Source organism: Bradyrhizobium tunisiense, from assembly GCF_042263385.1.
Classification (GTDB): Bacteria; Pseudomonadota; Alphaproteobacteria; order Rhizobiales; family Xanthobacteraceae; genus Bradyrhizobium; species Bradyrhizobium tunisiense.
This window is the reverse complement of the sequence record NZ_JBHLEV010000004.1, coordinates 42,326-66,799: the sequence shown is the minus strand read 5'-3', so window position 1 is coordinate 66,799 and position 24,474 is coordinate 42,326. Positions and strand designations below refer to the sequence as shown.

Annotated in this window: 26 protein-coding genes; 11 read left to right on the top strand and 15 right to left on the bottom strand. The window is 64.6% G+C overall.

Annotated features, from left to right (window positions below):
- Window positions 1-38: 38 nt before the first annotated feature.
- From aroC to fabI, 3 genes are read right to left on the bottom strand one after another with little or no spacing between them, the layout of a single operon-like run.
- Window positions 39-1,127, bottom strand: a complete 1,089-nt coding sequence (gene aroC / locus ACFDR6_RS19130) for a chorismate synthase (protein WP_212080888.1) — start codon at window positions 1,125-1,127, stop codon at window positions 39-41.
- Window positions 1,128-1,186: 59 nt separating this feature from the next.
- The gene (locus ACFDR6_RS19125) at window positions 1,187-1,786 is read right to left on the bottom strand and encodes a histidine phosphatase family protein (protein ID WP_375859162.1); all 600 of its coding nucleotides are present in this window, start codon (window positions 1,784-1,786) and stop codon (window positions 1,187-1,189) included.
- Between the two features lie 12 nt (window positions 1,787-1,798).
- Window positions 1,799-2,614, bottom strand: a complete 816-nt coding sequence (gene fabI, locus ACFDR6_RS19120) for an enoyl-ACP reductase FabI (RefSeq protein ID WP_212080886.1) — start codon at window positions 2,612-2,614, stop codon at window positions 1,799-1,801.
- Window positions 2,615-2,787: 173 nt separating this feature from the next.
- Here fabI and ACFDR6_RS19115 point away from each other — a divergent pair, with 173 nt between their 5' ends.
- Window positions 2,788-3,276 carry a sigma-70 family RNA polymerase sigma factor gene (locus tag ACFDR6_RS19115; protein ID WP_212080885.1) on the top strand — a complete coding sequence of 163 codons (489 nt, stop codon included), beginning with the start codon at window positions 2,788-2,790 and terminating at the stop codon, window positions 3,274-3,276.
- Between the two features lie 103 nt (window positions 3,277-3,379).
- A complete protein-coding gene (locus ACFDR6_RS19110; protein ID WP_375859161.1) occupies window positions 3,380-4,150 on the top strand; it encodes an anti-sigma factor family protein in 771 nt (256 codons plus the stop codon).
- A 316-nt stretch (window positions 4,151-4,466) separates the two neighbouring features.
- On the opposite strand, the gene ACFDR6_RS19105 is transcribed toward ACFDR6_RS19110, so the two are convergent.
- Together ACFDR6_RS19105 and ACFDR6_RS19100 are read right to left on the bottom strand one after the other, a co-directional pair.
- Entirely contained in the window at window positions 4,467-5,432 is a 966-nt protein-coding gene (locus ACFDR6_RS19105; RefSeq protein WP_375859160.1) for a DnaJ C-terminal domain-containing protein, read from the bottom strand.
- A 180-nt stretch (window positions 5,433-5,612) separates the two neighbouring features.
- Window positions 5,613-6,020, bottom strand: coding sequence for an RT0821/Lpp0805 family surface protein (locus ACFDR6_RS19100; protein ID WP_212080882.1), 408 nt, complete (start codon window positions 6,018-6,020; stop codon window positions 5,613-5,615).
- 113 nt (window positions 6,021-6,133) lie between these two features.
- Between ACFDR6_RS19100 and pdxH the strand changes: the two genes are divergently transcribed.
- Window positions 6,134-6,775: a pyridoxamine 5'-phosphate oxidase gene (gene pdxH / locus ACFDR6_RS19095; RefSeq protein ID WP_212080881.1), complete on the top strand. Its 642-nt coding sequence runs from the start codon at window positions 6,134-6,136 to the stop codon at window positions 6,773-6,775.
- A gap of 38 nt (window positions 6,776-6,813) precedes the next feature.
- Window positions 6,814-7,566, top strand: a complete 753-nt coding sequence (locus tag ACFDR6_RS19090; protein WP_317240664.1) for an SDR family NAD(P)-dependent oxidoreductase — start codon at window positions 6,814-6,816, stop codon at window positions 7,564-7,566.
- Between the two features lie 155 nt (window positions 7,567-7,721).
- On the opposite strand, the gene ACFDR6_RS19085 is transcribed toward ACFDR6_RS19090, so the two are convergent.
- A complete protein-coding gene (locus tag ACFDR6_RS19085; protein WP_212080879.1) occupies window positions 7,722-7,940 on the bottom strand; it encodes a hypothetical protein in 219 nt (72 codons plus the stop codon).
- 185 nt (window positions 7,941-8,125) lie between these two features.
- The gene (locus ACFDR6_RS19080) at window positions 8,126-9,103 is read right to left on the bottom strand and encodes a magnesium transporter CorA family protein (protein WP_212080878.1); all 978 of its coding nucleotides are present in this window, start codon (window positions 9,101-9,103) and stop codon (window positions 8,126-8,128) included.
- Between the two features lie 327 nt (window positions 9,104-9,430).
- On the opposite strand from ACFDR6_RS19080, the gene ACFDR6_RS19075 reads away from it, so the two are divergent.
- Window positions 9,431-10,111 (top strand): L,D-transpeptidase, encoded by a 681-nt coding sequence (locus ACFDR6_RS19075; protein WP_212080877.1) that lies wholly within the window; start codon window positions 9,431-9,433, stop codon window positions 10,109-10,111.
- A 36-nt stretch (window positions 10,112-10,147) separates the two neighbouring features.
- Here ACFDR6_RS19075 and ACFDR6_RS19070 read toward each other — a convergent pair whose 3' ends face one another.
- Window positions 10,148-11,230 (bottom strand): extensin family protein, encoded by a 1,083-nt coding sequence (locus ACFDR6_RS19070; protein WP_212080876.1) that lies wholly within the window; start codon window positions 11,228-11,230, stop codon window positions 10,148-10,150.
- A gap of 64 nt (window positions 11,231-11,294) precedes the next feature.
- Between ACFDR6_RS19070 and ACFDR6_RS19065 the strand changes: the two genes are divergently transcribed.
- Window positions 11,295-12,923, top strand: coding sequence for a fatty-acid--CoA ligase (locus tag ACFDR6_RS19065; protein ID WP_317240666.1), 1,629 nt, complete (start codon window positions 11,295-11,297; stop codon window positions 12,921-12,923).
- Window positions 12,924-13,164: 241 nt separating this feature from the next.
- Window positions 13,165-14,019 carry a DUF1499 domain-containing protein gene (locus ACFDR6_RS19060; RefSeq protein WP_375859159.1) on the top strand — a complete coding sequence of 285 codons (855 nt, stop codon included), beginning with the start codon at window positions 13,165-13,167 and terminating at the stop codon, window positions 14,017-14,019.
- 117 nt (window positions 14,020-14,136) lie between these two features.
- Here ACFDR6_RS19060 and ACFDR6_RS19055 read toward each other — a convergent pair whose 3' ends face one another.
- The 4 genes from ACFDR6_RS19055 to ACFDR6_RS19040 all read right to left on the bottom strand — a co-directional run bounded on the left by ACFDR6_RS19055 (window position 14,137) and on the right by ACFDR6_RS19040 (window position 19,554).
- Window positions 14,137-15,060: an MBL fold metallo-hydrolase gene (locus ACFDR6_RS19055; RefSeq protein WP_375859158.1), complete on the bottom strand. Its 924-nt coding sequence runs from the start codon at window positions 15,058-15,060 to the stop codon at window positions 14,137-14,139.
- Window positions 15,061-15,222: 162 nt separating this feature from the next.
- Window positions 15,223-16,437 carry an acyl-CoA dehydrogenase gene (locus ACFDR6_RS19050; protein WP_063196452.1) on the bottom strand — a complete coding sequence of 405 codons (1,215 nt, stop codon included), beginning with the start codon at window positions 16,435-16,437 and terminating at the stop codon, window positions 15,223-15,225.
- Between the two features lie 139 nt (window positions 16,438-16,576).
- Entirely contained in the window at window positions 16,577-17,653 is a 1,077-nt protein-coding gene (gene ribB / locus ACFDR6_RS19045; protein WP_375859157.1) for a 3,4-dihydroxy-2-butanone-4-phosphate synthase, read from the bottom strand.
- Between the two features lie 170 nt (window positions 17,654-17,823).
- Window positions 17,824-19,554 (bottom strand): cation:proton antiporter, encoded by a 1,731-nt coding sequence (locus ACFDR6_RS19040; RefSeq protein WP_212080870.1) that lies wholly within the window; start codon window positions 19,552-19,554, stop codon window positions 17,824-17,826.
- Window positions 19,555-19,621: 67 nt separating this feature from the next.
- On the opposite strand from ACFDR6_RS19040, the gene ACFDR6_RS19035 reads away from it, so the two are divergent.
- Together ACFDR6_RS19035 and ACFDR6_RS19030 are read left to right on the top strand one after the other, a co-directional pair.
- Window positions 19,622-20,149, top strand: a complete 528-nt coding sequence (locus ACFDR6_RS19035; RefSeq protein WP_375859156.1) for a DUF3124 domain-containing protein — start codon at window positions 19,622-19,624, stop codon at window positions 20,147-20,149.
- A gap of 95 nt (window positions 20,150-20,244) precedes the next feature.
- Window positions 20,245-21,477 (top strand): aminotransferase-like domain-containing protein, encoded by a 1,233-nt coding sequence (locus ACFDR6_RS19030; RefSeq protein ID WP_375859155.1) that lies wholly within the window; start codon window positions 20,245-20,247, stop codon window positions 21,475-21,477.
- 9 nt (window positions 21,478-21,486) lie between these two features.
- Here ACFDR6_RS19030 and hpaD read toward each other — a convergent pair whose 3' ends face one another.
- Both hpaD and ACFDR6_RS19020 read right to left on the bottom strand, forming a co-directional pair.
- Window positions 21,487-22,341 (bottom strand): 3,4-dihydroxyphenylacetate 2,3-dioxygenase, encoded by an 855-nt coding sequence (hpaD, locus tag ACFDR6_RS19025; protein WP_375859154.1) that lies wholly within the window; start codon window positions 22,339-22,341, stop codon window positions 21,487-21,489.
- A gap of 18 nt (window positions 22,342-22,359) precedes the next feature.
- On the bottom strand, window positions 22,360-22,632 hold the full coding sequence (locus tag ACFDR6_RS19020; protein WP_026202606.1) for a helix-turn-helix domain-containing protein: 273 nt from the start codon (window positions 22,630-22,632) through the stop codon (window positions 22,360-22,362).
- A gap of 158 nt (window positions 22,633-22,790) precedes the next feature.
- On the opposite strand from ACFDR6_RS19020, the gene ACFDR6_RS19015 reads away from it, so the two are divergent.
- Complete coding sequence (locus ACFDR6_RS19015) at window positions 22,791-23,243, top strand: hypothetical protein (protein WP_375859153.1); 453 nt, start codon at window positions 22,791-22,793, stop codon at window positions 23,241-23,243.
- 96 nt (window positions 23,244-23,339) lie between these two features.
- Entirely contained in the window at window positions 23,340-23,576 is a 237-nt protein-coding gene (locus ACFDR6_RS19010; protein ID WP_212080866.1) for a hypothetical protein, read from the top strand.
- A 65-nt stretch (window positions 23,577-23,641) separates the two neighbouring features.
- Here ACFDR6_RS19010 and ACFDR6_RS19005 read toward each other — a convergent pair whose 3' ends face one another.
- On the bottom strand, window positions 23,642-24,460 hold the full coding sequence (locus tag ACFDR6_RS19005) for an aldo/keto reductase (protein ID WP_212080865.1): 819 nt from the start codon (window positions 24,458-24,460) through the stop codon (window positions 23,642-23,644).
- Window positions 24,461-24,474 lie beyond the last annotated feature (14 nt).

Below are 24,474 nucleotides of genomic sequence, written 5' to 3'. Positions count from 1 at the left end.
CGGGAAGTTCACCTCTTTCTACGGGAGCGGTGAAGACGTCAGCGCCCCACCTGCCCGCGATCACGCAGGAAATGATCGGCCAGCACGCAGGCCATCATGGCCTCGCCGACCGGAACGGCGCGAATGCCGACGCAGGGGTCGTGGCGGCCTTTCGTGAAGATCTCGGTGTCGGCGCCCTGGCGATCGACGGTCAGACGCGGCTGCAGGATCGACGAGGTCGGCTTCACGGCAAAACGCACCACCACCGGCTGGCCCGTGGAGATGCCGCCGAGCACGCCGCCGGCATGGTTGGAGAGGAAGCGCGTGCCGTCATTGCCGGTGCGCATCTCGTCGGCGTTTTCTTCACCCGTGAGCTCGGCCGCGCCGAAGCCGGCGCCGATCTCGACGCCTTTCACAGCGTTGATCGTCATCATCGCACCCGCGAGGTCAGAATCCAGCTTGGCGTAGATCGGCGCGCCAAGGCCGGCCGGCACGCCTTCGGCGACGATCTCGATCACCGCGCCGATCGAGGAGCCGCTCTTGCGGATGCCGTCGAGATAGGTCTCGAAGAACGCGGCCTTGTCCTTGTCGGGGCAGAAGAACGGGTTCTTCGCAATCTCGTCCCAATCCCATTTGGCGCGGTCGATCTTGTGCGGCCCCATCTGCACCAGCGCGCCGCGCACCTTTACGTCAGGAAGCACTTTTCGCGCGATCGCGCCGGCGGCAACGCGCGTCGCGGTCTCGCGCGCCGAGGAGCGACCGCCGCCGCGATAATCGCGCAGGCCGTATTTGGCCTCATAGGTGAAGTCGGCATGACCGGGACGAAACTTGTCCTTGATCTCGGAATAGTCCTTGGAGCGCTGGTCGGTGTTCTCGATCAGGAGCCCGATCGGGGTGCCCGTCGTCACCTGCACGCCGGTCTCCGGATGCGCCATCACGCCGGAGAGGATTTTGACCTGGTCCGGCTCCTGGCGCTGGGTGGTGAAGCGCGATTGGCCCGGCCGGCGGCGGTCGAGATCGCCCTGGATATCGGCCTCGGTGAGCGGGATCATGGGCGGGCAGCCGTCGACCACGCAGCCGATTGCCACCCCATGGCTCTCGCCGAAGGTGGTGACGCGGAACATGTGGCCGAAAGTATTGAAGGACATCGCTGCTCGCAGGGCTCGGTTCCAGCGTGTGGTAACGCGCGAGGCGCTGGGGGTCAAACCTAACTGAACTTCTCCAGCCGCCCGTCGCGGAACACGTAGACGGCGCCCTGCTCAATATAGAGTTCGGCGGCGCCGGCGGGGGTCTCGATGCCCAAAGCCACCATCAGGGCCCGGCATGTGCCGCCATGGGCGACCGCGACGGTGTCGACCAGAAGCGACTCGTACCAATCGAGCATGCGCAGCTGCACCGCCGCATAGGTCTCCCCGCCGGCAGGCGCGACCGTCCATTTGTCGGCGAGGCGCCTTGCATAGACGTCGGGATCGGAGGCCTCGCTTTCAGCCAGCGTCAGCCCCTCCCAGGTGCCGTAACCGATCTCGCGCAGGCGGTCGTCGAGCGAATAGTCGGCAGGCGGCAGTTCGAGCTTGGCGCGCGCGAGCTCCATGGTCTGGCGCGCACGCCCGAGCGGGCTCGACACGTAGGGCAGCGCCGCTCTGTCCTTGCCGTCGCGCCTGAGCAGATCGGCCAGAACGTCAGCCGCCTGCACGGCCTGGCCGCGGCCGCGTGCGTTCAGCGGGATGTCCTGGGTGCCCTGAAGCCGCCCGAGCGCATTCCACTCGGTCTCGCCATGGCGAAGGAAGTAGATCGTGGGCACGGACATTGCGGCTGAAAGTCAGTCCTTGCCGCCGAAGGAGATATCCGGCGCGTCAGGGCGCTTCATGCCGAGCACGTGATATCCGGAATCGACGTGATGGACCTCGCCGGTGACCCCGCGCGAGAGGTCGGAGAGGAAATAAAGCGCGCTGCCGCCGACGTCTTCGGTCGAGACGTTGCGCCGCAACGGCGCATTGGTCTCATTCCACTTCAGGATATAGCGGAAGTCACCGATGCCGGATGCGGCGAGCGTCTTGATCGGACCTGCCGAGATCGCGTTGACGCGGATGTTCTTCTCGCCGAGATCTGCGGCGAGATAGCGCACGCTGGCCTCCAGCGCCGCCTTGGCAACACCCATGACGTTATAGTGCGGCATCCATTTCTCGGCGCCGTAATAGCTGAGCGTGATCAGCGAGCCGCCGTCCGTCATCAGCTTCTCGGCGCGCTGCGCCACTGCCGTGAACGAATAGCAGGAGATCAGCATCGACTTGGAGAAATTCTCCGGCGTGGTGTCGACGTAGCGGCCATCGAGCTGCTCGCCATAGGCGATCGCATGCACCAGGAAGTCGATCTTGCCCCACTTCTCCTGCAGCACCGCGAAGGCGGCATCGATGGTCGCGGCATCGGTGACGTCGCAATGGCCGAGCACGAGACCGCCGATCTCGGCGGCGAGCGGTTCGACGCGCTTCTTCAGCGCATCTCCCTGATAGGTGAAGGCGAGCTCGGCGCCGGCGGCGTGGCATGCCTTGGCGATGCCCCAGGCGATCGAGCGGTTGTTGGCAAGACCGAGGATCACCCCGCGCTTTCCTTGCATCAGACCTGAATTCTGCGCCATTTTTGAACGTCCCGTCGAACTCGTGCTGAGGTCTGGAGGTACACCAGCCCTCCCCTGCGGTACAGCCCTAATACGCCGCGTTAACGCTGTTTCGAGCGCCGGAATAGCCGTTCCGTTCGGGTGTTATGATCGCTATGGGCGCTTGCGCCTGATACCAGGACGTCAAGACCGCAATGAGCGCGTTTCGCCAGAGTGTGGAAGCCATGATCCCGGCGTTGCGCCGTTACGCCCGCGCGCTCACGCGCGAGGCGGACGCGGCCGATGATCTGGTGCAGGACACGCTGGTGCGGGCGCTGCGTTCGGAGCGATTGTTTCTCGGAGGCGACGTCAGGAGCTGGCTCTACACGATCCTGACCAACCTCAACAAGAACCGGCGGCGCTCGCTGGCAAGGCGGCCGCAGTTCATGCAGCTGACGGAGAACAACCCGGATGCCAGCGGCACCGAAGCCGAAGGGCGCGATATCGAGAGGGCACTGGCGACGCTCGTCGAGGAGCAACGTTCGGTGCTGCTCCTGGTGATGCTGGAGGGCATGAGCTACCGCGAGGTCGCCGACATTCAGGGCGTGCCGATCGGCACCGTGATGTCGCGCCTGGCCCGCGCGCGCGCCCACGTCAAGGCCTCGCTGGAAGGCGAGCGCCCGACGCTCAGGCGGGTGAAATGATGGCGGGGTTGATGCATCGCGTATCGTCCGCCCGCCTGCCGATGGAGCGAGCGACGTTGAGCCAGGAAGAACATTTTGGGCGGCAGAGCCAGAGACGAGCGATATGAACGACCGCAGCATTCCGATCACCGAGGACGAACTGCACGCCTATGTCGACGGCGAGCTGCCGGCCGAGCGCCGCTCTGACGTCGAGGCCTGGCTTGCCGCCCATCCTGACGAGGCCGAGCGGGTGAACTCCTGGCGTGCCATGGCCGAGATGCTGCACGCCCGCTACGACGCCATCGCCCAGGAGCCGGTGCCGGCGCGGCTGGAGCTTGAGCGGCTCGAACGCCGCCCGCGGCAATGGCTCTATGGCGCCGCCGCCGCCGTGCTGGTTGCTTTCGTCGCCGGCGGCACGGCCGGCTGGATCGCGCATGGCGCCGCCAGCGCGCCCTCGACCTTCCAGAACTTTACCGCGGACGCGCTCGACGCCCACCGCCTCTATGTCGTCGAGGTCCGCCACCCCGTCGAGGTCGGCGGCAACGAGCGCGACCACCTCCAGGCCTGGCTGACCCGGCGCTGCGGCTGGACCGTGTTCGCGCCGAACCTGGAGGCCAGCGGGCTGAAACTCGTCGGCGGCCGGCTCCTGCCGGGGCCGAACGGCCCGGCCTCGTTCCTGATGTATGAGGGCGTCTCTGGCGAGCGCTACACGATCTACACCGCCAAGACCGAGAATGGTGCGACGCAAATGCGCTACGCCAGGGCGGACAAGGATGGCGCGTTGTTCTGGGCCGAGCGCGGCGTCGGCTACGTCGTCAGCGGCGGCGGCGATCGCGACCGGCTGACCAGGGTGGCGCAGGCCGTCTACGATCAGGCCGAGAAAAGCGGCACCTGAGCAACGCAAACAGGCGGTGCCTCGATTCCGTCATTGAAAATTTGGAATGAAGACATCTGCGCGTCTCATTATCGCACCGGATGATCACGCGAAAATGAGCAGCGTTCGATCCGCCGATCGACGCGGGCGGCCTCGATTGGGGTTTTTGGTACCGCGCTGGTCCCCCTCTCGAGGCCGCACCTTTTTATCGGCTGCCCCGCCGGACAGCCGATACGTCACGTCAGCGTCGAAGCGCGAGCCGCGCTTCAGGCGTATGTTGAGCATCATCCTTTCGGGAAGATAATGCTCCGATCGTCGAGCCGGCCCGGATAGCGCCCTAGCCGAGTCCGCTCCGTGGATTGTAGGGGTGTTGGTCCCGCCACTTTTCCATCAATGCCTCAAGTTCGGCATCGTTCCCGTCCGGTAGCATAATCCTGATGGTGACGAAGAGATCCCCGGTTCCGCCGGCTTTCGGCAGCCCCTTGCCCTTGAGGCGGAAGGTCCGGCCGCTGGACGTGTTTTTCGGGACCGAAAGCTCCACGGCATTGCCGAGGGTCGGCACGCGGACCTTGGCCCCGAGCACGGCCTCGTAGAGCGTAACCGGCAGGTCGATGCGCAAGTCGGCGCCTTCCACCTTGAAGAAGGGGTGCGGCGCGATGCTGATGGTGATCAGGAGGTCGCCGGGCGGATGGCCCTGCGCAGACTCGCCTTGCCCCCGGAGCCGGATCTGCTGGCCCTCGGCGACGCCGGCCGGAATCTTGACGTTGAGCTCCTTGCCCGTCGGCAGCCGGACGCGCTTCTCACCACCCTTGACCGACTCTTCCAGCGAGACGGACATGGCAACATTCACGTCGAGATCGAGCCCGATCCCGCCGGTGTCGAATTCGAACTGCCCGGCACTGCCAGCCCCAGGCCGCGCACCCCGCATCCCGCCGCCGAACATGCTGTTGAGGATATCCTCGAACGCGCCGCCGCCCGGGCCAGCACCCGGCCCGCCGCCCCGGAATGTATAGCTTTCGAATCCGCCGGGACCCGCGCGCCCGCGCGGCCCGCCGCCGCCCGGAAAACCCTGGAAGCGCGGCTTGCCCTCGGCGTCGATCTCGCCGCGGTCGAACTGCTTGCGCTTGTCCTCGTCGCCGATGATCTCGTTCGCCGAGTTGATCTCGGAGAACCGCTCGGCGGCTTTCGGGTCATCCTTGTTGCTGTCGGGATGGTGCTTCTTGGCAAGCTTGCGATAGGCGCTCTTGATCGCGGCAGCGCTCGCGCTCCGCGGCACCCCCAAGACCTCATAGGGGTCGCGCATCGTCACGTCTCCTTCAAGAAATCGAATTGTTCAAAGGGCTCCCCGCCCCACCTGCGATCCATGTGGGGAGAGAGTGGCATTTTTGCAACTAGGCTTGCCGGGCCGAATTTCTACGTTTGGGGCATGATCTTATCGGCCAGCCGGTTCCCGCTCCTGGCGAACGCGGCCCTTCGGGTCTGATCAGCTCCGCCACGGCTTTAGCGTATGAATCTCCCAACGGCCACGGCCACTTTGACAGCCGGCGCCCTGGAGCCAGCTTTCGGTATTGCCGTTGACGTAGCTCGCCAGGAAATCGCGGCATCTGCGGCCGTCCTCGGCGGCATAGGACTGCGCGATCGGCGTCACCGAGCCGCGCGCCCCGGTCTGCGGATTCTCCCAATGCTGGCTGGAATCCTTGTCGCCCTTGCTGAGGACGTCGGTTGCGGCGTTGCGGGCGAAGGCGAGATCGGTCTCGGTCGGCGGGGCGTCCTTCGCCGGTTGCGCGATCGAGCCGGTGAGATCGTTGTCGTCGGCCTTGGCGTAGGCACTCTGGTCGTTGCGGGAGAAACTGCATCCCCCGGTCCCGAGTCCGATGAGGATGATCGCCATGACAAAGCCGGACGGCCGGATCGCCGATAGGCCAACGCGTCCCCATGCCCTATATAGGGCGGTAGCGGACAACAACGCGTTTTGGGCCGCGGGACGCAACTCGGACTCCAGACATGACCGACACGACCTCGATGAAACACCAGACACCCTTAACATCCGGTGATTTCACCGCCGCCGACGAGCCGTTTGCGCTTTTCCAGGCCTGGCTGAACGAGGCGATCAAGAGCGAGCCGAACGATCCGAACGCGATGGCGCTCGCAACCGTCGACCCCGACGGGCTGCCTGACGTGCGCATGGTGCTGATGAAGGGCTTCGATACCGAGGGTTTTGTCTTCTACAGCCACATCGCGAGCCAGAAGGGCCGCGAACTCGCCGCAAATCCTAAGGCCGCGTTACTTTTTCACTGGAAGTCACTGCGCCGTCAGGTCCGCATCCGCGGCAACGTGACGCCGGTGACCGACGCCGAGGCCGACGCCTATTTCGCCACCCGGCCCAAGCAGGCGCAGATCGGCGCCTGGGCGAGCAAGCAGTCGCAGGAGCTGGAGAGCCGCTTCGCCTTCGAGCAAGCCATCGCGAAAGTCGCGGCCAGATACGTCATCGGCGAGGTGCCGCGGCCGCCCGGGTGGAGCGGCTGGCGCATCACGCCGTCGCGGATCGAGTTCTGGCACGACCGCCCATTCCGTCTGCATGACCGCATCGAATTTCGCCGTGACGCCGCCGACCAGAAGTGGTCCAAGACGCGGATGTACCCTTGAGCCTGATCTCGAACTTTGGGCCGACCTGAAAGATGTCCATGCCGCATTCGTCCAATGCGCCGCGCCGTACGCTGCTCCTGACCGGAGCCAGCCGCGGCATCGGCCACGCCACCGTGATCCGCTTCTCCTCGGCCGGCTGGCGCGTCATCACCTGCTCGCGGCATCCCTTTCCGGAAGACTGCCCGTGGGACGCGGGGCCTGAGGACCACATCCAGGTCGACCTCGGCAATCCCCAGGACACGGCGCGCGCGATCAACGAGATTCGCGACCGGCTCGAGGGCGGCACACTGCATGCGCTGGTCAACAACGCCGCGATCTCGCCGAAGGGCCCCGGCGGCTCCCGGCTCGGCTCGGTCGACACCGATCTCGACACCTGGACGCATGTCTTCCATGTCAACTTCTTCGCGCCGATCATGATCGCACGAGGGCTGATCGAGGAATTGAAGGCGGCCAAGGGCTCGGTCGTGAACGTCACCTCCATCGCGGGCTCGCGCGTGCATCCCTTCGCGGGTGCGGCCTATGCGACGTCCAAGGCCGCGCTTGCCTCGCTGACGCGCGAGATGGCCTCCGACTTCGGCCGCGTCGGCGTGCGCGTCAACGCCATCGCGCCAGGCGAGATCGACACTTCGATCCTGTCACCGGGCACCGAGAAGATCGTCGAGCAGCAAATCCCGATGCACCGGCTCGGCACGCCCGACGAGGTCGCCAAGATCATCTACGTGCTGTGCACGGACACCAGCTCTTACGTCAACGGCGCCGAGATCCACATCAACGGCGGCCAGCACGTATAGCGTCCTCGTCATTGCAAGCGGCTTGTCCCCCGAAGCTCAACGAGCGAAGGCGAAAGCGAAGCAATCACGGAATTGGAAATCGTGCTTTGGGGAAGCAAGGCGATCCAGACAACGCCGCCGCAAGACCTGGATCGCCCGCCGTTCCTCCCCGTTCCTCAATCGAGTCGAATTCGACGCGACCTCTCGCGCGGCCGCGGAGCGGCCGTGCTGAATGCAGTCGAGCAGTCGTCGTCGTTCTCGCCGTCGAGCAGCGGAGCACCACAGTGCCGGCACATGCGTGCCGACAACGACGGCGCCTTGCCGCTCGTCACCGCCTGACGATAGTTCGCCAGATCGATGACGTTGCGGGGCGTCGTTATGTGTTTTTCAACCATGGTTGTTCCTCGCGGCTAACATGCTGCTTATCGCAGACAAGTTTCGCGCAAACGTTCAGCCCACTGCTCAAATTTTACCGGAGGAATTGGGGCGGCACACAGGCATCACCGCGCGGCCGCAATCCCGCTCTATTCTGCGACACCAACCATCGTGTCTCTGCGTCCGGTGTAAGGTCTCGGTAGTGTTACAGCCACTTCTTCCACTTGAAGAGCCAGTACGGGACGATCGCGGCGATCAGCATCATCACCAGCGCCATCGGATAGCCGTGTACCCATTCGAGTTCCGGCATCACCTTGAAATTCATGCCGTAGATCGAGGCGATCAGCGTCGGCGGCATCAGGACGACGGCCATGACCGAGAACAGCTTGATGATGTTGTTCTGCTCGAGATTGACGACGCCGAGCATGGCGTCGAGCACGAAGGTGATCTTGCTGGAGAGATAGGAGGCGTGATCGGTCAGTGACGCCACGTCGCGCTGCATGGTCTTGAGCTGCTCGCGCATGTCCTTCGACCATTTCACGCCCTCCACCACCGCGGAGAGGAACGTGACGACGCGGCCGATGGACACCAGGCTCTCGCGAACCTTCGAGGTCAGATCGCCCTTGCGGCCGATCGAGATCAGGATCTGGGAATATTGCTTGGCATGACCGTGGCGCTCGCTCTCGGGCTCGAAGATGTCGTGGCTGACCTGGTCGATCTCGGCGCCGCAGCGCTCCAGGATGTCGGCGCAGCGGTCGATTACGGCGTCCAGCAGCTCCATCAGCACCATCTCGCCGGTGATCGCGGGCGTGCAGGAGCGGGCTAGCTTGGCCTCAACCAGGGCAAAGGGCTTGGGCTGGTCGTAGCGCACTGTCACGAGGCGGTGGTCGCCGAGGATGAAGGTCACCGCCGTGGTCCGGGGCATGTCGGTATCGGAGTGGCACATCAGCGTCGCGGTCATGTAGCGCGCGCCGTTCTCGATATAGAGACGACTGGAGATCTCGATCTCCTGCATGTCTTCCCGGGTCGGGATGGCAATGCCCGCGAGCCGCTCCACCGCCTTGTCCTCGGCGGCGCTGGGATTGACGAGATCGATCCAGACCGCGCTCTCCGGCAGTACCGTGAGGTCCTCGACGACGGCCTTCTTGAGGGCGGACTCGGAGGGAACAAACACCGAAAACATGCACGACTCCAGAAAACCTGCGTCAGAACGACAGCCCTTAGCGCGATTCTGACAAGTTCACGATGACAACTAGATTAACGAAGCGTTTGCACTTGCGGCCCAACTGTGGCCCGGAATCGACAGTTCGGCGCTTCCCGCCCAAATAACCTCCACTCCGCCGCAAAATTTGCGGCAGAAAAGCCACAGCTACGGTCTTGCAGCGCGGGAAAAGGGCTTCAGTGCTGGAATTGTGGCAGATTTCAACGATAATGGGGATTAACGGAGTCGAGGAACTTGGGCGCCAAGCTCAAGCGTTCCGCACGGTATTGTTTTGATTGGAACCAAACCATGTCGTCGCTGAAAGTCATATTTGGAATTCTGGCCGCTGGTCTGATGCTGTCAGGCTGCATGCAGGCCACGCGCTACGAGGCGACCGACACCAAGGCGTTCAAGCCGAAGGACAAGGAACTCCTTGCCAAGGTCAAGTACGAGAATAATGCGGTCGCCGAGCCGTTCCGCCGCGCCATTGTCGAATTCCACCGCAAGGAAGCGCCGGGCTCGATCGTGGTCGATTCCGACAACCATTACCTCTATTACGTGCTGGAGGGCGGCAAGGCGATCCGCTACGGCATCACCGTCGGCGAAGAGGCCATGGCCTGGTCGGGAATCGCCAAGGTGGCCAGCAAGACCGAGTGGCCGGCCTGGCACCCCACCCCCGGCGAAATCTCGCGCCTGGGCGTGCCGACCTACGTTGCACCCGGACCGGACAATCCGATGGGCTCCCGCGCGCTGTACCTCCATTCGGGAGGCAAGGACACGCTGTTCCGCATCCACGGCACCAACCAGCCGGAATATATCGGCGCCTCGATCTCGTCAGGCTGTATCCGCCTGACCAACGAGGACGCGATCGATCTCTATGATCGCGTCAAGCTCGGCACCCTCGTCGTGGTGCTCGAGCCCAAGCACGGCGATTCGCCCTACAATTCGCGGCTGGCGCTCCAGGGCGGCGGCTCCGCTTCTTCTTACTGAGCAGGGCCATCCTGAGACGTTTCAAAAGCGCCGGTTTCACCGGCGCTTTTTTGTTGCGGGCTTGGACGGCTGGGCTTTGTTGCCATCAGCGGTCGGCTTGTCTCCGGACGCAGGCGATTTCTCCGCCTCCCCGTTATCGGCCCCCTCCGCGCCCGGCTTGGCCGCGACCTCGCGAGGCGGCGCCTCGTCAGGGCGTTCCGCCGGCAGCAGGGGGGCGACCTGCGGCAGCGGATCCCAGACGTTCCACTGGCAGATCCGGTAGTCGTTGCGCCGCTGCGCCAAGTCGAGATGGATATGGTCCTCGTGGTACCAGTCCGAACCCGGGCCGAGCACGGTGGAGAACCGCGCGCAGACCGAGTGCAGCACGCGCTCACGCACCTCGCGCGACATGGTACGGTCGGTCAGACCGATCGATTGCCCGTTGGCCAGCTTGATGGCACGTATGTCGAGGGCATTGGCCTTGCCGTGCTCCGACAGCATCGCGCCGGCGACACGGTTGCGGCCGCGACACTCGAACGAATCGAAATTATCGAGTTCGCCAATGGTCGAGCCGAGGCTGGTGGCGAGCGGCGCGATATCCTTGCGCAGCCAATCAGCGATCGCGGACGCCATGGTGCAACGGAGAATAGCCGCCGGCTTGACGGTCACCTTGCGCTTGTCCGGCAGCACGACGGCTTCCAGCCGCACCAGATCCTCGCCGCCACAGACGCCGGGGCCGCGGATATCCGGAATTGAGGGCGCGATCGCGATCTCCTCGGTCAGCGCGAGACGGCAGGCCGAGACCGGCTTCTCGGGCGGCGGCACGGCTTCGGCAGGCTTCTCCGCACTCGGCTTGTCCGGAGATGGCTTGCCCTCTGCCTGTGATGGCCCCTCGTCGGTCGCTTTCGGGGCCTCTTCGGGACGCGGTTTTGGGAGGGGAATCCTGGCGGCGCGGACGGCTGCGCGCGGCTTTGGAGCCCCAAGGTTGAAGATATCGAGCGGCGCGGGATATTTCCGCGCCTCCGCCCTCTCGGCGAACACCAGTGACAGCCCGACCGCAGCGGTAACCATTGCCGCCCCAGTGGACATAAAGCCGCGACAAGACCATTTGCGGCGAAAGTCCGGCACGCTAAAACCCATGGCAATCTTTGGCCCAACGCTGAGAGCGAAAACGCGCCCAGCGGCTTCTCGGAGGAACGTCGGAATGCTTGGTTTGATGCAAGATTGGCCCCTGCTCTGCCACCGGATCATCGAACACGCCGCCAGGATTCATGGCAAGCAGGAGGTGGTCACACGCTCGGTCGAGGGACCGATTCATCGCACCACTTACGCCGAGATCCACAAGCGCGCGCTCAAGGTCTCGCAGGTGCTGGAGCGCGACGGCATCAAGCTCGGCGACCGTGTCGCAACGATCGCCTGGAACACCTGGCGCCATCTCGAGGTGTGGTACGGCATCATGGGAATCGGCGCCATCTGCCATACCGTCAATCCCCGCCTTTTCCCCGAGCAGATCGCCTGGATCATCAACCATGCGCAGGACCGCATCGTGATGACCGACATCACCTTCGTTCCGGTCCTGGAGAAGATCGCCGACAAGCTGACGAGCGTGGAACGCTACGTCGTGCTGACCGACAAGGCGCATATGCCCGCGACCACGCTGAAGAATGTCGTCGCCTATGAGGACTGGATTGCGGAGGCCGACGGCAAATTCAAATGGAAGGACTTTGACGAGAACACGGCAGCCGCGATGTGCTACACGTCGGGCACGACGGGCGACCCCAAGGGTGTGCTGTATTCGCATCGCTCCAACGTGCTGCACGCGCTGATGGCCAACAATGTCGACGCGCTCGGCACGAGCGCGTCCGAGACGATGCTGCCGGTGGTTCCGCTGTTCCATGCCAACAGCTGGGGCATCGCCTTCTCCGCCCCCTCCCAGGGCACCAAGCTGGTCATGCCGGGCGCCAAGCTCGACGGCGCATCGGTCTATGAGCTGCTCTCGACCGAGAAGGTGACGCACACCGCCGGCGTTCCGACGGTGTGGCTGATGCTGCTCCAGCACATGACCGCCAATAATCTCAAGCTGCCGAACCTGAAGATGGTGATCTGCGGCGGCTCGGCGATGCCGCGCTCGATGATCAAGGCCTTCCTCGACATGGGCTCGAACGTGCGTCACGCCTGGGGCATGACCGAGATGAGCCCGATTGGCAGCGTCGCGGCGCTGAAGCCGCCATTCCAGGATGCCACCGGCGATGCGCGGCTCGACGTGCTGCAGATGCAGGGCTATGCGCCCTTCGCGGTCGAGATGAAGATCACCGACGATGCCGGCAAGGAGCTACCCTGGGACGGCAAGACCTTCGGCCGCCTCAAGGTCGCCGGCCCGGCCGTCGCCAAGGCCTATTACCGGGTGGATACCAACATCCTCGACGAGGAGGGCTTCTTCGACACCGGCGACGTCTCGACCATCGACGAGGACGGCTATATGCGGATCACTGACCGTTCCAAGGACGTCATCAAGTCCGGCGGCGAGTGGATCTCCTCGATCGACCTCGAAAATCTCGCGGTCGGCCATCCGGCCGTGGCGGAAGCTGCCGTGATCGGCGTATTCCACCCCAAATGGGACGAGCGGCCGCTCCTGATCGTGCAGCTCAAGCAGGGCCAGCAGGCCACGCGCGAGGACATCCTGAAATACATGGACGGCAAGATCGCCAAATGGTGGATGCCGGACGACGTCGCCTTCGTCGAGGGTATTCCGCATACCGCCACCGGCAAGATCCTGAAGACGGCGCTGCGCGACCAGTTCAAGGATTACCGCTTCCCGAACGCTGCGGCGTAAGCCACGACCACCGGCATGCCCGGGCTTCGTCCCGGGCATCCACGTTCTGGCGGAAAGAAAGGCGTGGATGGCCGGGGCATAGGCGAGCGGAAGCGACGCCATCCTTGGGACGGCTATCCCCGGCCATGACGATGCAGGGGTCCCCGGAACCCTTGAATTTGCCTCCGCGCCGTGGTCTCAACGGCCCATCGTCGCGCCGGATCGGCCGGCATCGCTCCAAATCCCCGGCAGAGCTCACTCGATGGCCCGCAGGTTTTCCGCTCCCTATCAGTCGGAGCCCGTGTCCAGCCTCGCGAGCTGGGCGCGCAACCTGGCCGTGTTCGCGGTGGTGGCCGTGGTGGTGTCGGTCATCATCGTCCGTTTCGATTTCCTGGAGCCGAAGCCGGCGCTCGCGACCTTCCTCGGCGGTCTCGCGATCGCCGGCCTCTCGATCCTGTTCGGGCTCGCCGGCTTTGCCGCGATCTGGCAGAACGGCTCGCGCGGCATGGCGCGCATCCTGCTCGCCCTTCTGATCGACGGAGCGATCCTCGCCTACCCCGCCTATCTGGCCTTGCAATATCGCAAGCTGCCGGTGATCCACGACATCACCACCGACCCGATTGATCCGCCGCGTTTCGACGCGCTCGCGCGCCTGCGCACCGGCGAGGGCACCAACACCGCGGTCTATGCCGGGCTCTATTCGGCGGAGCAGCAGCGCCACTTCTATCCAGAGATCGAGCCGGTCGAGCTCGAGATTTCCGTCGACCGCGCCTATGCGATCGCGCTGCAGCTCGTCAACAAGCGCAAATGGATCATCATCGACGAGCGCGCGCCGCAGCCGCCTCGCCGCATCGGCCGCATCGAGGCGGTGGCGCGCACGCCGATCATGGGTTTTCGCGAGGACGTTTCGATAAGGTTCGTGGCGGACGGCGATGACTCCCGCGTCGATATCCGTTCGGCCTCGCGCAATTTCGATAGCGATCTCGGCAGCAACGCCGCACGCGTCAAGAAATTCATCGACGATCTCAACACCGCGGCCGACGCCGACGCGCTCAAGCCCGTGAAGAAGACGCCGGTGACGCCGCCGAAGGCACCGGCAAAGACGGTCAAGAAGTAGCCTCGCTGTCATTCCGGGGCGTGCGAAGCACGAACCCGGAATCCATCGGGCGGCGGAGTTCGTCGATGAATAGATTCCGGGCTCTCGCTTCGCGAGCCCCGGAATGACAGCGGAGAGCTACGCGCCAGCCATCCGATAGGTCCCGCCGATCACCGGATCGCCCTCGGTCGCGACCACGCCGCGGGCGACCAGATCTTCCAGGTGCGCCAGCACCGAATAGCCGGCCGCCGTCGTGAGCCTGGGATCGATGCCGATATAGATCGCGCGCACTATGGTCGGGATGTCGGTCTCGCCCTTGGCGAGGCGGTGCAGGATCGAGGCCTCGCGCGCCTTGCGATGCCGGATCAGGAATCGCACGAAGCGCTGGCCGTCGGGGATCTCGGGGCCGTGGCCGGAGAAATAGAGATCCTCTTCGCGTGCGGCGAGCCGGTCGAGCGAATCCATGTAGTCGATCATCGAGCCGTCTGGCGGCGCCACGATCGAGGTGGACCAGCCCATCACGTGATCGCCGACGAAGTTGAACTTTCGCTCCGGCCAGGCGAATGCCAGATGATTGGCGGTGTGCCCCGGCGTCGCCACCGCCTCGAGCCGCCAGCCGTCGCCTTCGACGACGTCGCCATGTGCAAGGTTGATGTCAGGTGCAAAATCGCGGTCGGATCCGGATTCCGGATTGTGCTTCTCGCTCTCGAAACGTGGGCGCGAGGCCCGGTGTGGGCCTTCGGCATAGACCGGCGCCCCTGTCGCCTGCTTGATCCGCGCGGTGTTCGGCGAATGGTCGCGATGGGTGTGGGTGACGAAGATATGGCTCACCGTCTCGCCGCGCACGGCATCGAGCAGCGCAGCCGCATGCGCCGCATCATCAGGACCGGGATCGATGATCGCGACATTGCCCTTGCCGACGATGTAGCTGACCGTGCCGGTGAAGGTGAACGGGCTCGGATTGTTACAGAGCACGCGGCGTACGCCGGGTCGGACTTCTTCGACGATGCCGGCTTTCAGCGGAAAGTTTCGGTTGAACGGGACGTCGTCATTATCGGACATGGGGACTTCCTGCGCACTGCTGCCCCACCCCTCGCCGTCATACCCCGCGAAGGCGGGGTATCCAGTACGCCGAGGCGTTTGCGGCGAAGGCTAGGTCTCTAGAATACTGGATCGTCCGCTTTCGCGGACGATGACAGCGGAGCATATCAACGACGCCCGTTCTCAGAAAAACGCCTGAATGCCAGTGATTGCCCGGCCCAGGATCAGGGCGTGGACGTCGTGGGTGCCCTCGTAGGTGTTGACGGTCTCGAGGTTATGGACGTGGCGCATCACGTGGTACTCGATCGAGATGCCGTTGCCGCCGTGCATGTCGCGGGCGACACGGGCGATGTCGAGGGCCTTGCCGCAATTGTTGCGCTTCATGATCGAGATCATCTCGGGCGCGAACTTGCCCTCGTCCATCAGCCGGCCGACGCGAAGCGAGCCCTGCAGGCCGAGCGCGATTTCGGTCTGCATGTCGGCGAGCTTTTTCTGCACCAGCTGGGTCGCGGCCAGCGGCCTGCCGAACTGCTTGCGGTCGAGCGTGTACTGGCGCGCGCGATGCATGCAATCCTCGGCCGCGCCGAGCACGCCCCAGGAGATGCCGTAGCGGGCGCGGTTGAGGCAGCCGAACGGACCCTTGAGGCCCGAGACGTTGGGCAGCAGCGCGTCTTCCGGAACCACGACGCCGTCCATCACGACCTCGCCGGTGATGGAGGCGCGAAGCGACAGCTTGCCGCCGATCTTCGGCGCGGACAAGCCCTTCATGCCCTTCTCCAGCACGAAGCCGCGGATCTGGTTGTCGTGCGCGGCCGACTTGGCCCAGACCACGAACACGTCGGCGATCGGCGCGTTCGAGATCCACATCTTGCTGCCGGTGAGGCGATAGCCGTCCGCGACCTTCTCGGCACGCGTCTTCATGCCGGCCGGGTCGGAGCCGGCATCGGGCTCGGTCAGGCCGAAGCAGCCGACCCACTCGCCGCTGGCGAGCTTCGGCAGGTACTTCTTGCGCTGGTTCTCGTCGCCATAGGCGTAGATCGGGTACATCACCAGCGAGGACTGCACCGAGTTCATCGAGCGATAGCCGGAATCGACCCGCTCGATCTCGCGCGCGACCAGGCCATAGGCGACGTAGCTCGCATTGGCGCAGCCATATTCCTCCGGCAGCGTGATGCCGATCAGGCCGAGCTCACCCATCTCGTTGAAGATCTCGCGGTCGGTCTTCTCCTCGAGATAGGCCTTGGTGACGCGCGGCAGCAGCTTGTCCTGGGCGTAGGCGCGGGCGGTGTCGCGCACCATGCGCTCGTCTTCGGTCAGCTGCTCGTCGAGCAGGAACGGATCGTCCCACTGGAAAGAAGCCGCAGCCGGCTTGTCCTTGGCCTGAGGGCGCACGCTCATGAAACGTCCTTTCGTCTGGTTCCGTCAAAATTTGCCCGACAAAGTAGAGCGCCGCGGCAACAAGTGCAATTGCGTTGCAGATGGTGGGATCTGCGTGAATCCCCCGGGGACGCGCGTGGCGCGCCCCGGAACGACAGCGCTAGCTTTCAAGCTGCTCGTTGGCGACGATCTCGATGCCGAAGCCCGACAAGCCTTTGTAGTCGTGCACCGAGGAGGTGAGATGCCGGATCGAGGTGACGCCGAGGTCGCGCAAGATCTGCGCGCCGACGCCGACTTCGCGCCACTGGCGGTTGCGGTCGGCTTCCGTCGCCGACTCGTCCGGCAGCGCCGCCACGGGGACGCCGGCCGCGCCGTCGCGCAAGTAAACCAGCACCCCACGGCCGGATTTCTTGAAATGCTCGAGCACGGCCGCCATGCGCTTGTGCCCGGTGAAGATGTCCTTGACGATGTTCGGCTTGTGAAAGCGGGTCAGCACGTTCTTGCCGTCGCCGACGCCGTTATAGACGAAAGCGACGTGGGCGATGGAATCGAACGGCGACCGATAGGCATAGCCTTGCAAGGGGCCAATCGGGCTTTCGGTGACGAAGGTCGAGACCCGCTCGATCAACTTTTCGCGCGCCTGGCGGTAGGCGATCATGTCCGCGATGGTGACATGCTTGAGCTTGTGCTGGGCGGCGAAGCGGGCAACCTGCTCGCCTTTCATCACGCTGCCGTCGTCGTTCATCAGCTCGCTGATGACGCCGACCGGCGGCAGCCCGGAGAGCTTGCAGAGATCGACGGCCGCCTCGGTATGGCCGGAGCGAAGCAGCACGCCGCCGTCCTTGGCGATCAGCGGAAAGATGTGGCCGGGCCGGGCAAAATCGTTGGCGCCGGCATTGGGATTGGAGAGCGCGCGGCAGCAAGAGGCGCGCTCCTCGGCGGAGATGCCGGTGCCGCCATCGGGCTTGTAGTCGATCGACACCGTGAACGCAGTGGTGTGAGCGGAATCGTTATGGGCCACCATCGGATCGAGCCGTAGGCGGCGCGCGTCCTCGGTAGTCACGGGCGCGCAGACGATGCCGGAGGTGTGGCGGATGATGAACGCCATCTTCTCGGCGGTGCAGAGCGAGGCGGCGACGATCAGATCGCCCTCGCCCTCGCGGTCGTCGTCGTCGGTGACGACCACGAGCTCACCCCGGGCAAAGGCCTGCAAGACTTCCTGGACGCTATCGGGCATGTCCCAATCTCTATCGGTTATGCCGGGAGGCTTAGCTGGACTTCGGCCGGGGCGCTAGTGTCCTGGACGCAACCAGATATTCCGGGCGGCGGGCCATCGGAGGCGAGGCTTGCACCGAAGATACCAGGATATAGGCGCAGACAGCCGGAGAGGAAGGCGCCCGGACGCCGTCAGGGCAGCACTTCGCGCCGCTCACCGAGCCGCTGATCGAGCTCGGCGCGCTTGTCGGCCAGAAGACCCGCCTGGGCGGCTTCGATCACCGTGAACAGCTCGTGGGCATCGCTGAGCCGGGTCACGGTGACGTAGCTGGCGCCGGCCTCGTAGAGCGAGGCGACGTCGGCCAAGAGGTCCGCCGTGGCCACGATCAAGGCGGTCGGATTGAGGGCGCGGACGTGGCGGACCAGCTTCTCGTTGGTGGCGCCCTTCAGCAGCGAGTCCGGCACGCTGAGGATGATCATCTCGGACTTGCCGATGCCGGCATGGAGCAAGGTATCGACATTGCTGATGTCGCCATAGATCACGTGCAGGCCGCGCGAAAGCAGGGTCTGGTACACATTGGGGTTGAAGTCGACCACGGTGATCTGCTCGAGCAGCACCGGCGTCTGCCGCTCGACCTCGGCCAGCAGCGCGCTCGCTGCACGGAAAAAGCCGAGGATGACGATGCGGCGGGCCTCGCCATGGCCGGCCTCGTGCCCCTCCTCGGCATGGCCGCTGCCATGGTCGAGGTCGCGCAGGCCGATTCGCTTCAAGGGGCCGATCGCCCAGCGGATGATCTCGTCACTGCGGCTCATCGCGAAGGTCGAGAGCACCGCGAGCACCACGAAGGCGAAGGAAGCCGCGTTCGCCGTCTGCGCCGAGATATGGTGAGCGGCGACGCCGGTCTGGATGACCACCAGCGAGAACTCGGAAATCTGCGCGAGGTTCAGCGCCGGCAACAGGCTGGCGCGAAGGCCCTGCTTCATCAGATAAAGTGGCGTGAAGGTGGTGACGAGGCGGCTCACGACCGTGAAGGCCGCGATCATCAGCGCCAGCCCGATCACGGAGAGGCCGGGGATGGGAATGGTCATGCCGAGCGCGACGAAGAACAGGGTGATGAAGAAGTCCCGGAGCGTGGTGACCTTGGCGGTGACGTCGAGCGCGTAGGGAAAGGTCGAGAGCGAGACGCCGGCGATCAGGGCACCCATCTCGCGCGACAGCGACAGCCGTTCGGCGGTCTCGGAGACGAGGAAACACCAGGCCAGCGCGCCGAGCAGGATCAGCTCCGGCCGCCGGGCGATCTGGTGGAACAGCCGTGGCAGCACGTAGCGGCTGACCAGCAGGGCTGCGGTGACCAGCACCGCGACACGGCCGATCGAGAGCAGGATGACGCTGGCCTGCAGATTGGCGAGGCTCGGCTGCACCGCCAGGAAAAGGATGGCGAAGATGTCCTGCAGCACCAGCACGCCGAGCGTGATTCGTCCCGGCAGCGTGTCGAGCTCGCGCTTCTCGTAGAGCACCTTGACGATGATGACGGTGCTCGACAGTGCGCAGGCAACGCAGAGATAGACCGCATCGAATTGCCCGCCGCCGAGCGACAGGCCGATGCCGACGAAGAACAGGACGCCAAGCAGGCAACCGCCGAGCAGCTGGCCTCCCGCGGCGAACAGGATCACCTTTCCCGCCCGCACGATCTTCTTCAGGTCGATCTCCAGCCCGATCATGAACAGCATGAAGATCAGGCCGAGCTCGGAGATGACGCTGATCGATTCCTGCGAGTGGACCCAGCCGGCGCCGAATGGACCTATGCAGAAGCCGGCGATAAGATAGGCCAGGATCAGCGGCTGCCGGGAGAAATGGGCGAGCAGACCCAGCATCCAGGCAAACAGAATACAGAGAGTAATGTCGCGAATGAGCTCGTGCATGCCAAATTGGTCCGTTTTGCCGCACCCTAGAGGCGGGTTGCGGCGCGGCAAGCGAGCAATTCGTCACATGCGAGAAGGGCTGTTCGTAGCAATGCTGCTATGCTCCCTCGCCTTAGCCGCGCCCGTCGCCGCACAATCCAAGATCAGTATCGAACAGAACTTTGCCGATTCTCTCACCGCAACGCCGAAGGAAGAACTCGTCATCTCCGGCGGGTTCTACGTGCCCGCCTATTCCAGCGTCGCGATGAGCCAGGGCAAGCTGCGTGTCGACTTCTCGGTGACCTTGAGTGTTCACAACGCCTCCGAAACCCAGCCGCTGGTGATCAAACGCATCGCCTATTTCGACACCGCAGGCAAGCAGGTCGAGAGCTACCTGAAGGGTCAGGTGGCCCTGAAGCCGCTGGCCACCGTCTCGATCTTCATTCCGACCGACGACGTGCGCGGCGGCACGGGGGCCAATTTCCTGGTCGACTGGGCCGCGACAGGCGAGATTGCCGAGCCCGTGGTCGAGGCCCTGATGGTTGGCGGCGTCGCCAATGCGCACTACGCTTTCATCAGCCAGGGCCGTCCGACCCGGACGGCGACCAGGAAGTAAGGCCGTCCGACCCGGACGGCTGGCAAGAAACAAGAATAAGGTGGGCTGGCGCAACGCCGGCTGCCTCGACAAGAATAGAAACGAGGAACGCTCCCATGACGTCCAGCTTCGACTTCGCACCCCTGTTTCCGGCAGGGCTGCCGGCCCCTTCTGCGCGCTGGACAGGCCTTGCCAAATACAGCTTTGTGGGTGGCAATAACGATTCAGAGCAATTGCCGCTCGAGGGCCTGATCGAGGCCACCACACTGGCGCTGCAGCGCGAGGGACGGTCGCTTGCCACCTATGGGCTGGCGCACGGTCCGCAGGGCTATTTGCCCCTGCGCGAATTCCTGGTGACGAAGCTGAAGCGCGATGCCGGCATCACCTGCACGGTCGACGACCTCATGATCGTCTCCGGCTCGCTGCAGGCGCTCGACCTCGTCAACGCGACGCTGCTGACGCGCGGCGACACCGTGATTTTCGAGCAGGATAGCTATCAGGGCTCACTGACCCGTCTGGCGCGTCTCGGCGTCAACGTGGTCGGCATTCCGCTCGATGCGGACGGCATGCGGATGGACCTGCTGGCGACGGCGCTGGCCGATCTGAAGAGCCGCGGCATCCGCCCCAAATACATCTACACCATTCCGACGGTGCAAAACCCGACCGGCAGCATCATGCCGGAGAGCCGTCGTGCCGAACTGGTCCGGCTCGCGACCGAGTATGGCGTGCCCATCTTCGAGGACGATTGCTATGCCGACCTCGTCTGGTCAGGGCAGCGGCCGCCGGCGATCTACGCGATGAGCGAGAGCGGCGGCGTGATCCATATCGGCTCGTTCTCCAAATCGATCGCGCCGGCGCTGCGCGTCGGCTTCATCGTGGCGCCCTGGGATGTGATGTCGCGGATGCTGGCGCTGAAGACGGATGCCGGCTCGGGCGCGCTGGAGCAGATGGTGCTCGCCACCTATTGCAAGCCACACTTTTCGACCCACGTGCCGGCTCTGACGAAGGCGCTGCGCACCAAGCTCGACACGCTGATGGAAGCCCTGAACGAGCAGTTCGGGACGGCCGCAGAATTCGAGGAGCCCAAGGGCGGCATCTTCCTCTGGGTAAAGCTGCCCGACCAGGTCGATACGCTGAAGCTGTATCAGGCCGCGCTCGCGGCGGGTGTCTCGATCAATCCGGGGCCGGAATGGTCGACCAACAAGGGCCATTCCAGCTCGCGGCTGCGGCTTTGCTTTGCAAGTCCGACGCATCAGCAGATCCGCGAGGGCGTCGCGGTGCTGGCCGAGGTCTGCCGCAAGGAATTCGGCGTGCCGGCCCGCAGCGCCAATGTTGAGAAGCGGGCCTGAGGCGCTGCCTCACGCCTCGACGTGAAACTCGACGTTGACCTGGCCGGAGCCGGACGAGGGAAAATAGTCGCAGAGCTGCTCGGCAGCGCCGCAATAATCGTACCAGCCGAGGGCAGCGAACAGCATGATCGTGTCAGCCATGCCGCCCTCGCCGTTGCACTTGGTGGCGTAGTCCGGGAGCATGTCGAGAAATTCGCGATAGCGGCGGCTCTGCCACAGCTCGAGCACGCGCAGGTCGACTTGGCGGTTGAACTCGCTCGCGATCGACGTCCACGCCTCGGGGCCGAGCTGCTTGTTCGGCCAGAGCCGATGCGAGAGCGAACCGCTGGCGAGGACGGCGACCCGCTCGCCGGATTGATCGATCGCGCGGCGGGTCGCTTCACCGAGGATCCGGCTTTCCTCGAACGAGGTGAAGAGCGGCGAGGCGACCGAGACGACCTTCGCAAAGCCGTCCGGGTTCAGGTAGTGCATCGGCACGACGGTGCCGTATTCGAGCCCGAGGCTGGCCACCTGATGGGCGATCACGTTCAGGCCCGCGTCCACGGCCCTGTTTGCGATGGCCTCCGCGAGAGCCGTATCGCCCGGCAGGTCGTAGCGCAGATCCTGGATCATCTGCGGCGCCTCATGGCTCGTGAACGAGCCGCAATGCCGCGCATTGGCATTGACGTGGTAGCCGAAATTGGAGAGCCAATGGGTGTCGAACACCACGAAGCTCGTGACGCCGCGCTCTCTCGCCCGCCGGCCGAGCTCGCGCAAGGAGCTGACCGCCGGCTCGCGCGCGTTGCGCAGCGGGCTGCCGGGCGCCTCCGACAGCATCAACGACGGAACATGGGTGACCTTGGCGGCGAGAACGAGCTGCCCCATGGCGGTCACCTCGAAGCGTCAGGCCGCCTGGGGCTGGCTGCCGTGGATCGCGGAGGCCAGCCGCAGCAAAAGGACGATCGAGACGTTGCCCTTGCCGGCCTCGATCTGGGCGATATAGCGCTCGGAAATCCCGGAACGGCGGGCCAGCTCGCGGCGCGACAGGTCGCAGCGCATGCGCGAGGACCGCAGGCGATCGCCCAGCTCGGTCAGAAACGCGGTCTCGGAATACGGCGGCACGGCACAGCTCCCCGGCAGCACTTCGCCCGCAAAATCCATGACTTGATTCAGCATTGCTCTATCCAGGTTCGCCTTCGGGAAGCCCATCCTACCCCCGAAAAGACCGGCCTCATTGACGCGGATCAAATTCGCGAGCGATCGGCCGCTGCCATGGACGGAAGCGGGCGGGATGCTACACTTTGGAATTCTTCGAGGCGGGGTTCTTCTGGGACATGACGCGTTGTTTGAGCCGCTGGATCGCGGCTGCGATGCTGTGGGCGGCGATCACACCTGCGGCGGCTGCCGGGACGCTGGCCGCGACGGTCGAGCAATGGGGCCTGCTCGGCTCGTGGGCGGTCGACTGCGCGGCTCGGCCCGACCGCGACAAGGGCGCGCTGCTGACCTACGAGATCCGGAAGGACGGCCGGGTGATGTACCGGCGCAATTTCGGCGAGGCCAGGGACGAGAACGAGATTGTATCGGCCACGGTCAACGCCGACGGCCTGCTCAATATGATGGTGTACTTCCCCTCGCTGCGTCAGACGCGTGAGTTCGGCTTGCTGCTCGCAAAGGACGGCAGCCTGCGTGCGATCTACAATCGCAGCGAGCGCGGCGAGTACACGATCAGGGACGGCAAGTACATCGCGACAGGCTCGCCGACACCATTGCAGCAACGCTGCGATTAGCCACCTGAACAGCCGTTCAGAATTCTCCTGCGATTCCTCCGGAACGATCGCGTGAATGCGCGGTTTAGATGTGCATTCGAATTGGAGGAGGACGTCATGAAGAAGCTTGGTTATGTAATTGCGGCCCTGGGCGCGCTCGCGATCGCGGCGCCGACCCTCGCAAGTGCCGAGACGGTGGTGATCAAGCGCAGCGGCTATCACCATCATCATCACGGCCCGTACGGTGCTCGCGCCCAATACCGCACGCATCGCGACCACGGCTGGCATCGCGGCCACCATCGCGACAAGGTCGTGGTGATCAAGCGCGGCCATCGTCACCATCACTGGGACTAACGCAGAGTCATATGGAAATGGCCCCTCACGGGGCCATTTCTTTTGCGTATCGAAAGCGCTTGGCGCTAGTCCCACTTCGGCGCAAAACCCGGATTGACGCAACGCCTGTCCTTCGGCAGCGCGGCGATCTTCCGGCGGTCGCCATCGTCGAGCGTGATATTCAGCGCGTCGAGATTGGCTTGCTGGCTCTCACGGCGCGAGGCTTTTGGGATCGCGGCGACGCCGTCCTGGTCGAGCAGCCATTTCAGCGCCACCTGCGCAGCGGTCGCGTTGTGCCTGGCACCGATCTCCGCCAGCACCGGATCCGAGGCAATGCGCCCCTGCGCGAGCGGGCAATAAGCGACGAGCGGGATCGACTTTGCCGCGAGATAAGCCAGCACCTTCGATTGATCGAGCATCGCGTGATATTCGATCTGATTGCAGGCGATCGGCGCCCTGATGTCCTCGACCGCGATCTTGAGCAGCGCCGTGGTGAAATTGGCGACACCGATGGCCCGCGTGCGCCCCTCCTCCTTCAGCTTCATCAGGGTCTCGAACACCGCACCCCAGTCCGCGGCCTTCGACGGCCAATGCACGAGATAGAGATCGACATGGTCGAGCCGAAGCTTCTTCAGGCTGGCATCGAAGGCACGCCGCATCGCGTCGGGGGTGAGGTTCTCGTGCCAGACCTTTGTCGTGACGTGCAGCTCGTTTCGCGGCAGACGGGACGCGGCGATGGCTGATCCGATCGGCTCCTCGTTCGCATACATCTCCGCAGTGTCGATGTGGCGATAGCCGATCGACAGCGCGCTCTCGACCGCGGCGCGGCAGGCATCGCCCTGCATGCGAAAGGTGCCGAGGCCGAGCTTGGGCATGCTGATGCCCTGTGTCTTCAGATTGTCCATGAACAGGCTCCTGA

Bases quoted from the DNA above. Each gene is read 5' to 3' on its own strand.
- aroC (WP_212080888.1), bottom strand. From the start codon at position 1,127: ATGTCCTTCAATACTTTCGGCCACATGTTCCGCGTCACCACCTTCGGC.
- ACFDR6_RS19125 (WP_375859162.1), bottom strand. From the start codon at position 1,786: ATGTCCGTGCCCACGATCTACTTCCTTCGCCATGGCGAGACCGAGTGG.
- fabI (WP_212080886.1), bottom strand. From the start codon at position 2,614: ATGGCGCAGAATTCAGGTCTGATGCAAGGAAAGCGCGGGGTGATCCTC.
- ACFDR6_RS19115 (WP_212080885.1), top strand. From the start codon at position 2,788: ATGAGCGCGTTTCGCCAGAGTGTGGAAGCCATGATCCCGGCGTTGCGC.
- ACFDR6_RS19110 (WP_375859161.1), top strand. From the start codon at position 3,380: ATGAACGACCGCAGCATTCCGATCACCGAGGACGAACTGCACGCCTAT.
- ACFDR6_RS19105 (WP_375859160.1), bottom strand. From the start codon at position 5,432: ATGCGCGACCCCTATGAGGTCTTGGGGGTGCCGCGGAGCGCGAGCGCT.
- ACFDR6_RS19100 (WP_212080882.1), bottom strand. From the start codon at position 6,020: ATGGCGATCATCCTCATCGGACTCGGGACCGGGGGATGCAGTTTCTCC.
- pdxH (WP_212080881.1), top strand. From the start codon at position 6,134: ATGACCGACACGACCTCGATGAAACACCAGACACCCTTAACATCCGGT.
- ACFDR6_RS19090 (WP_317240664.1), top strand. From the start codon at position 6,814: ATGCCGCATTCGTCCAATGCGCCGCGCCGTACGCTGCTCCTGACCGGA.
- ACFDR6_RS19085 (WP_212080879.1), bottom strand. From the start codon at position 7,940: ATGGTTGAAAAACACATAACGACGCCCCGCAACGTCATCGATCTGGCG.
- ACFDR6_RS19080 (WP_212080878.1), bottom strand. From the start codon at position 9,103: ATGTTTTCGGTGTTTGTTCCCTCCGAGTCCGCCCTCAAGAAGGCCGTC.
- ACFDR6_RS19075 (WP_212080877.1), top strand. From the start codon at position 9,431: ATGTCGTCGCTGAAAGTCATATTTGGAATTCTGGCCGCTGGTCTGATG.
- ACFDR6_RS19070 (WP_212080876.1), bottom strand. From the start codon at position 11,230: ATGGGTTTTAGCGTGCCGGACTTTCGCCGCAAATGGTCTTGTCGCGGC.
- ACFDR6_RS19065 (WP_317240666.1), top strand. From the start codon at position 11,295: ATGCTTGGTTTGATGCAAGATTGGCCCCTGCTCTGCCACCGGATCATC.
- ACFDR6_RS19060 (WP_375859159.1), top strand. From the start codon at position 13,165: ATGGCCCGCAGGTTTTCCGCTCCCTATCAGTCGGAGCCCGTGTCCAGC.
- ACFDR6_RS19055 (WP_375859158.1), bottom strand. From the start codon at position 15,060: ATGTCCGATAATGACGACGTCCCGTTCAACCGAAACTTTCCGCTGAAA.
- ACFDR6_RS19050 (WP_063196452.1), bottom strand. From the start codon at position 16,437: ATGAGCGTGCGCCCTCAGGCCAAGGACAAGCCGGCTGCGGCTTCTTTC.
- ribB (WP_375859157.1), bottom strand. From the start codon at position 17,653: ATGCCCGATAGCGTCCAGGAAGTCTTGCAGGCCTTTGCCCGGGGTGAG.
- ACFDR6_RS19040 (WP_212080870.1), bottom strand. From the start codon at position 19,554: ATGCACGAGCTCATTCGCGACATTACTCTCTGTATTCTGTTTGCCTGG.
- ACFDR6_RS19035 (WP_375859156.1), top strand. From the start codon at position 19,622: ATGCGAGAAGGGCTGTTCGTAGCAATGCTGCTATGCTCCCTCGCCTTA.
- ACFDR6_RS19030 (WP_375859155.1), top strand. From the start codon at position 20,245: ATGACGTCCAGCTTCGACTTCGCACCCCTGTTTCCGGCAGGGCTGCCG.
- hpaD (WP_375859154.1), bottom strand. From the start codon at position 22,341: ATGGGGCAGCTCGTTCTCGCCGCCAAGGTCACCCATGTTCCGTCGTTG.
- ACFDR6_RS19020 (WP_026202606.1), bottom strand. From the start codon at position 22,632: ATGCTGAATCAAGTCATGGATTTTGCGGGCGAAGTGCTGCCGGGGAGC.
- ACFDR6_RS19015 (WP_375859153.1), top strand. From the start codon at position 22,791: ATGACGCGTTGTTTGAGCCGCTGGATCGCGGCTGCGATGCTGTGGGCG.
- ACFDR6_RS19010 (WP_212080866.1), top strand. From the start codon at position 23,340: ATGAAGAAGCTTGGTTATGTAATTGCGGCCCTGGGCGCGCTCGCGATC.
- ACFDR6_RS19005 (WP_212080865.1), bottom strand. From the start codon at position 24,460: ATGGACAATCTGAAGACACAGGGCATCAGCATGCCCAAGCTCGGCCTC.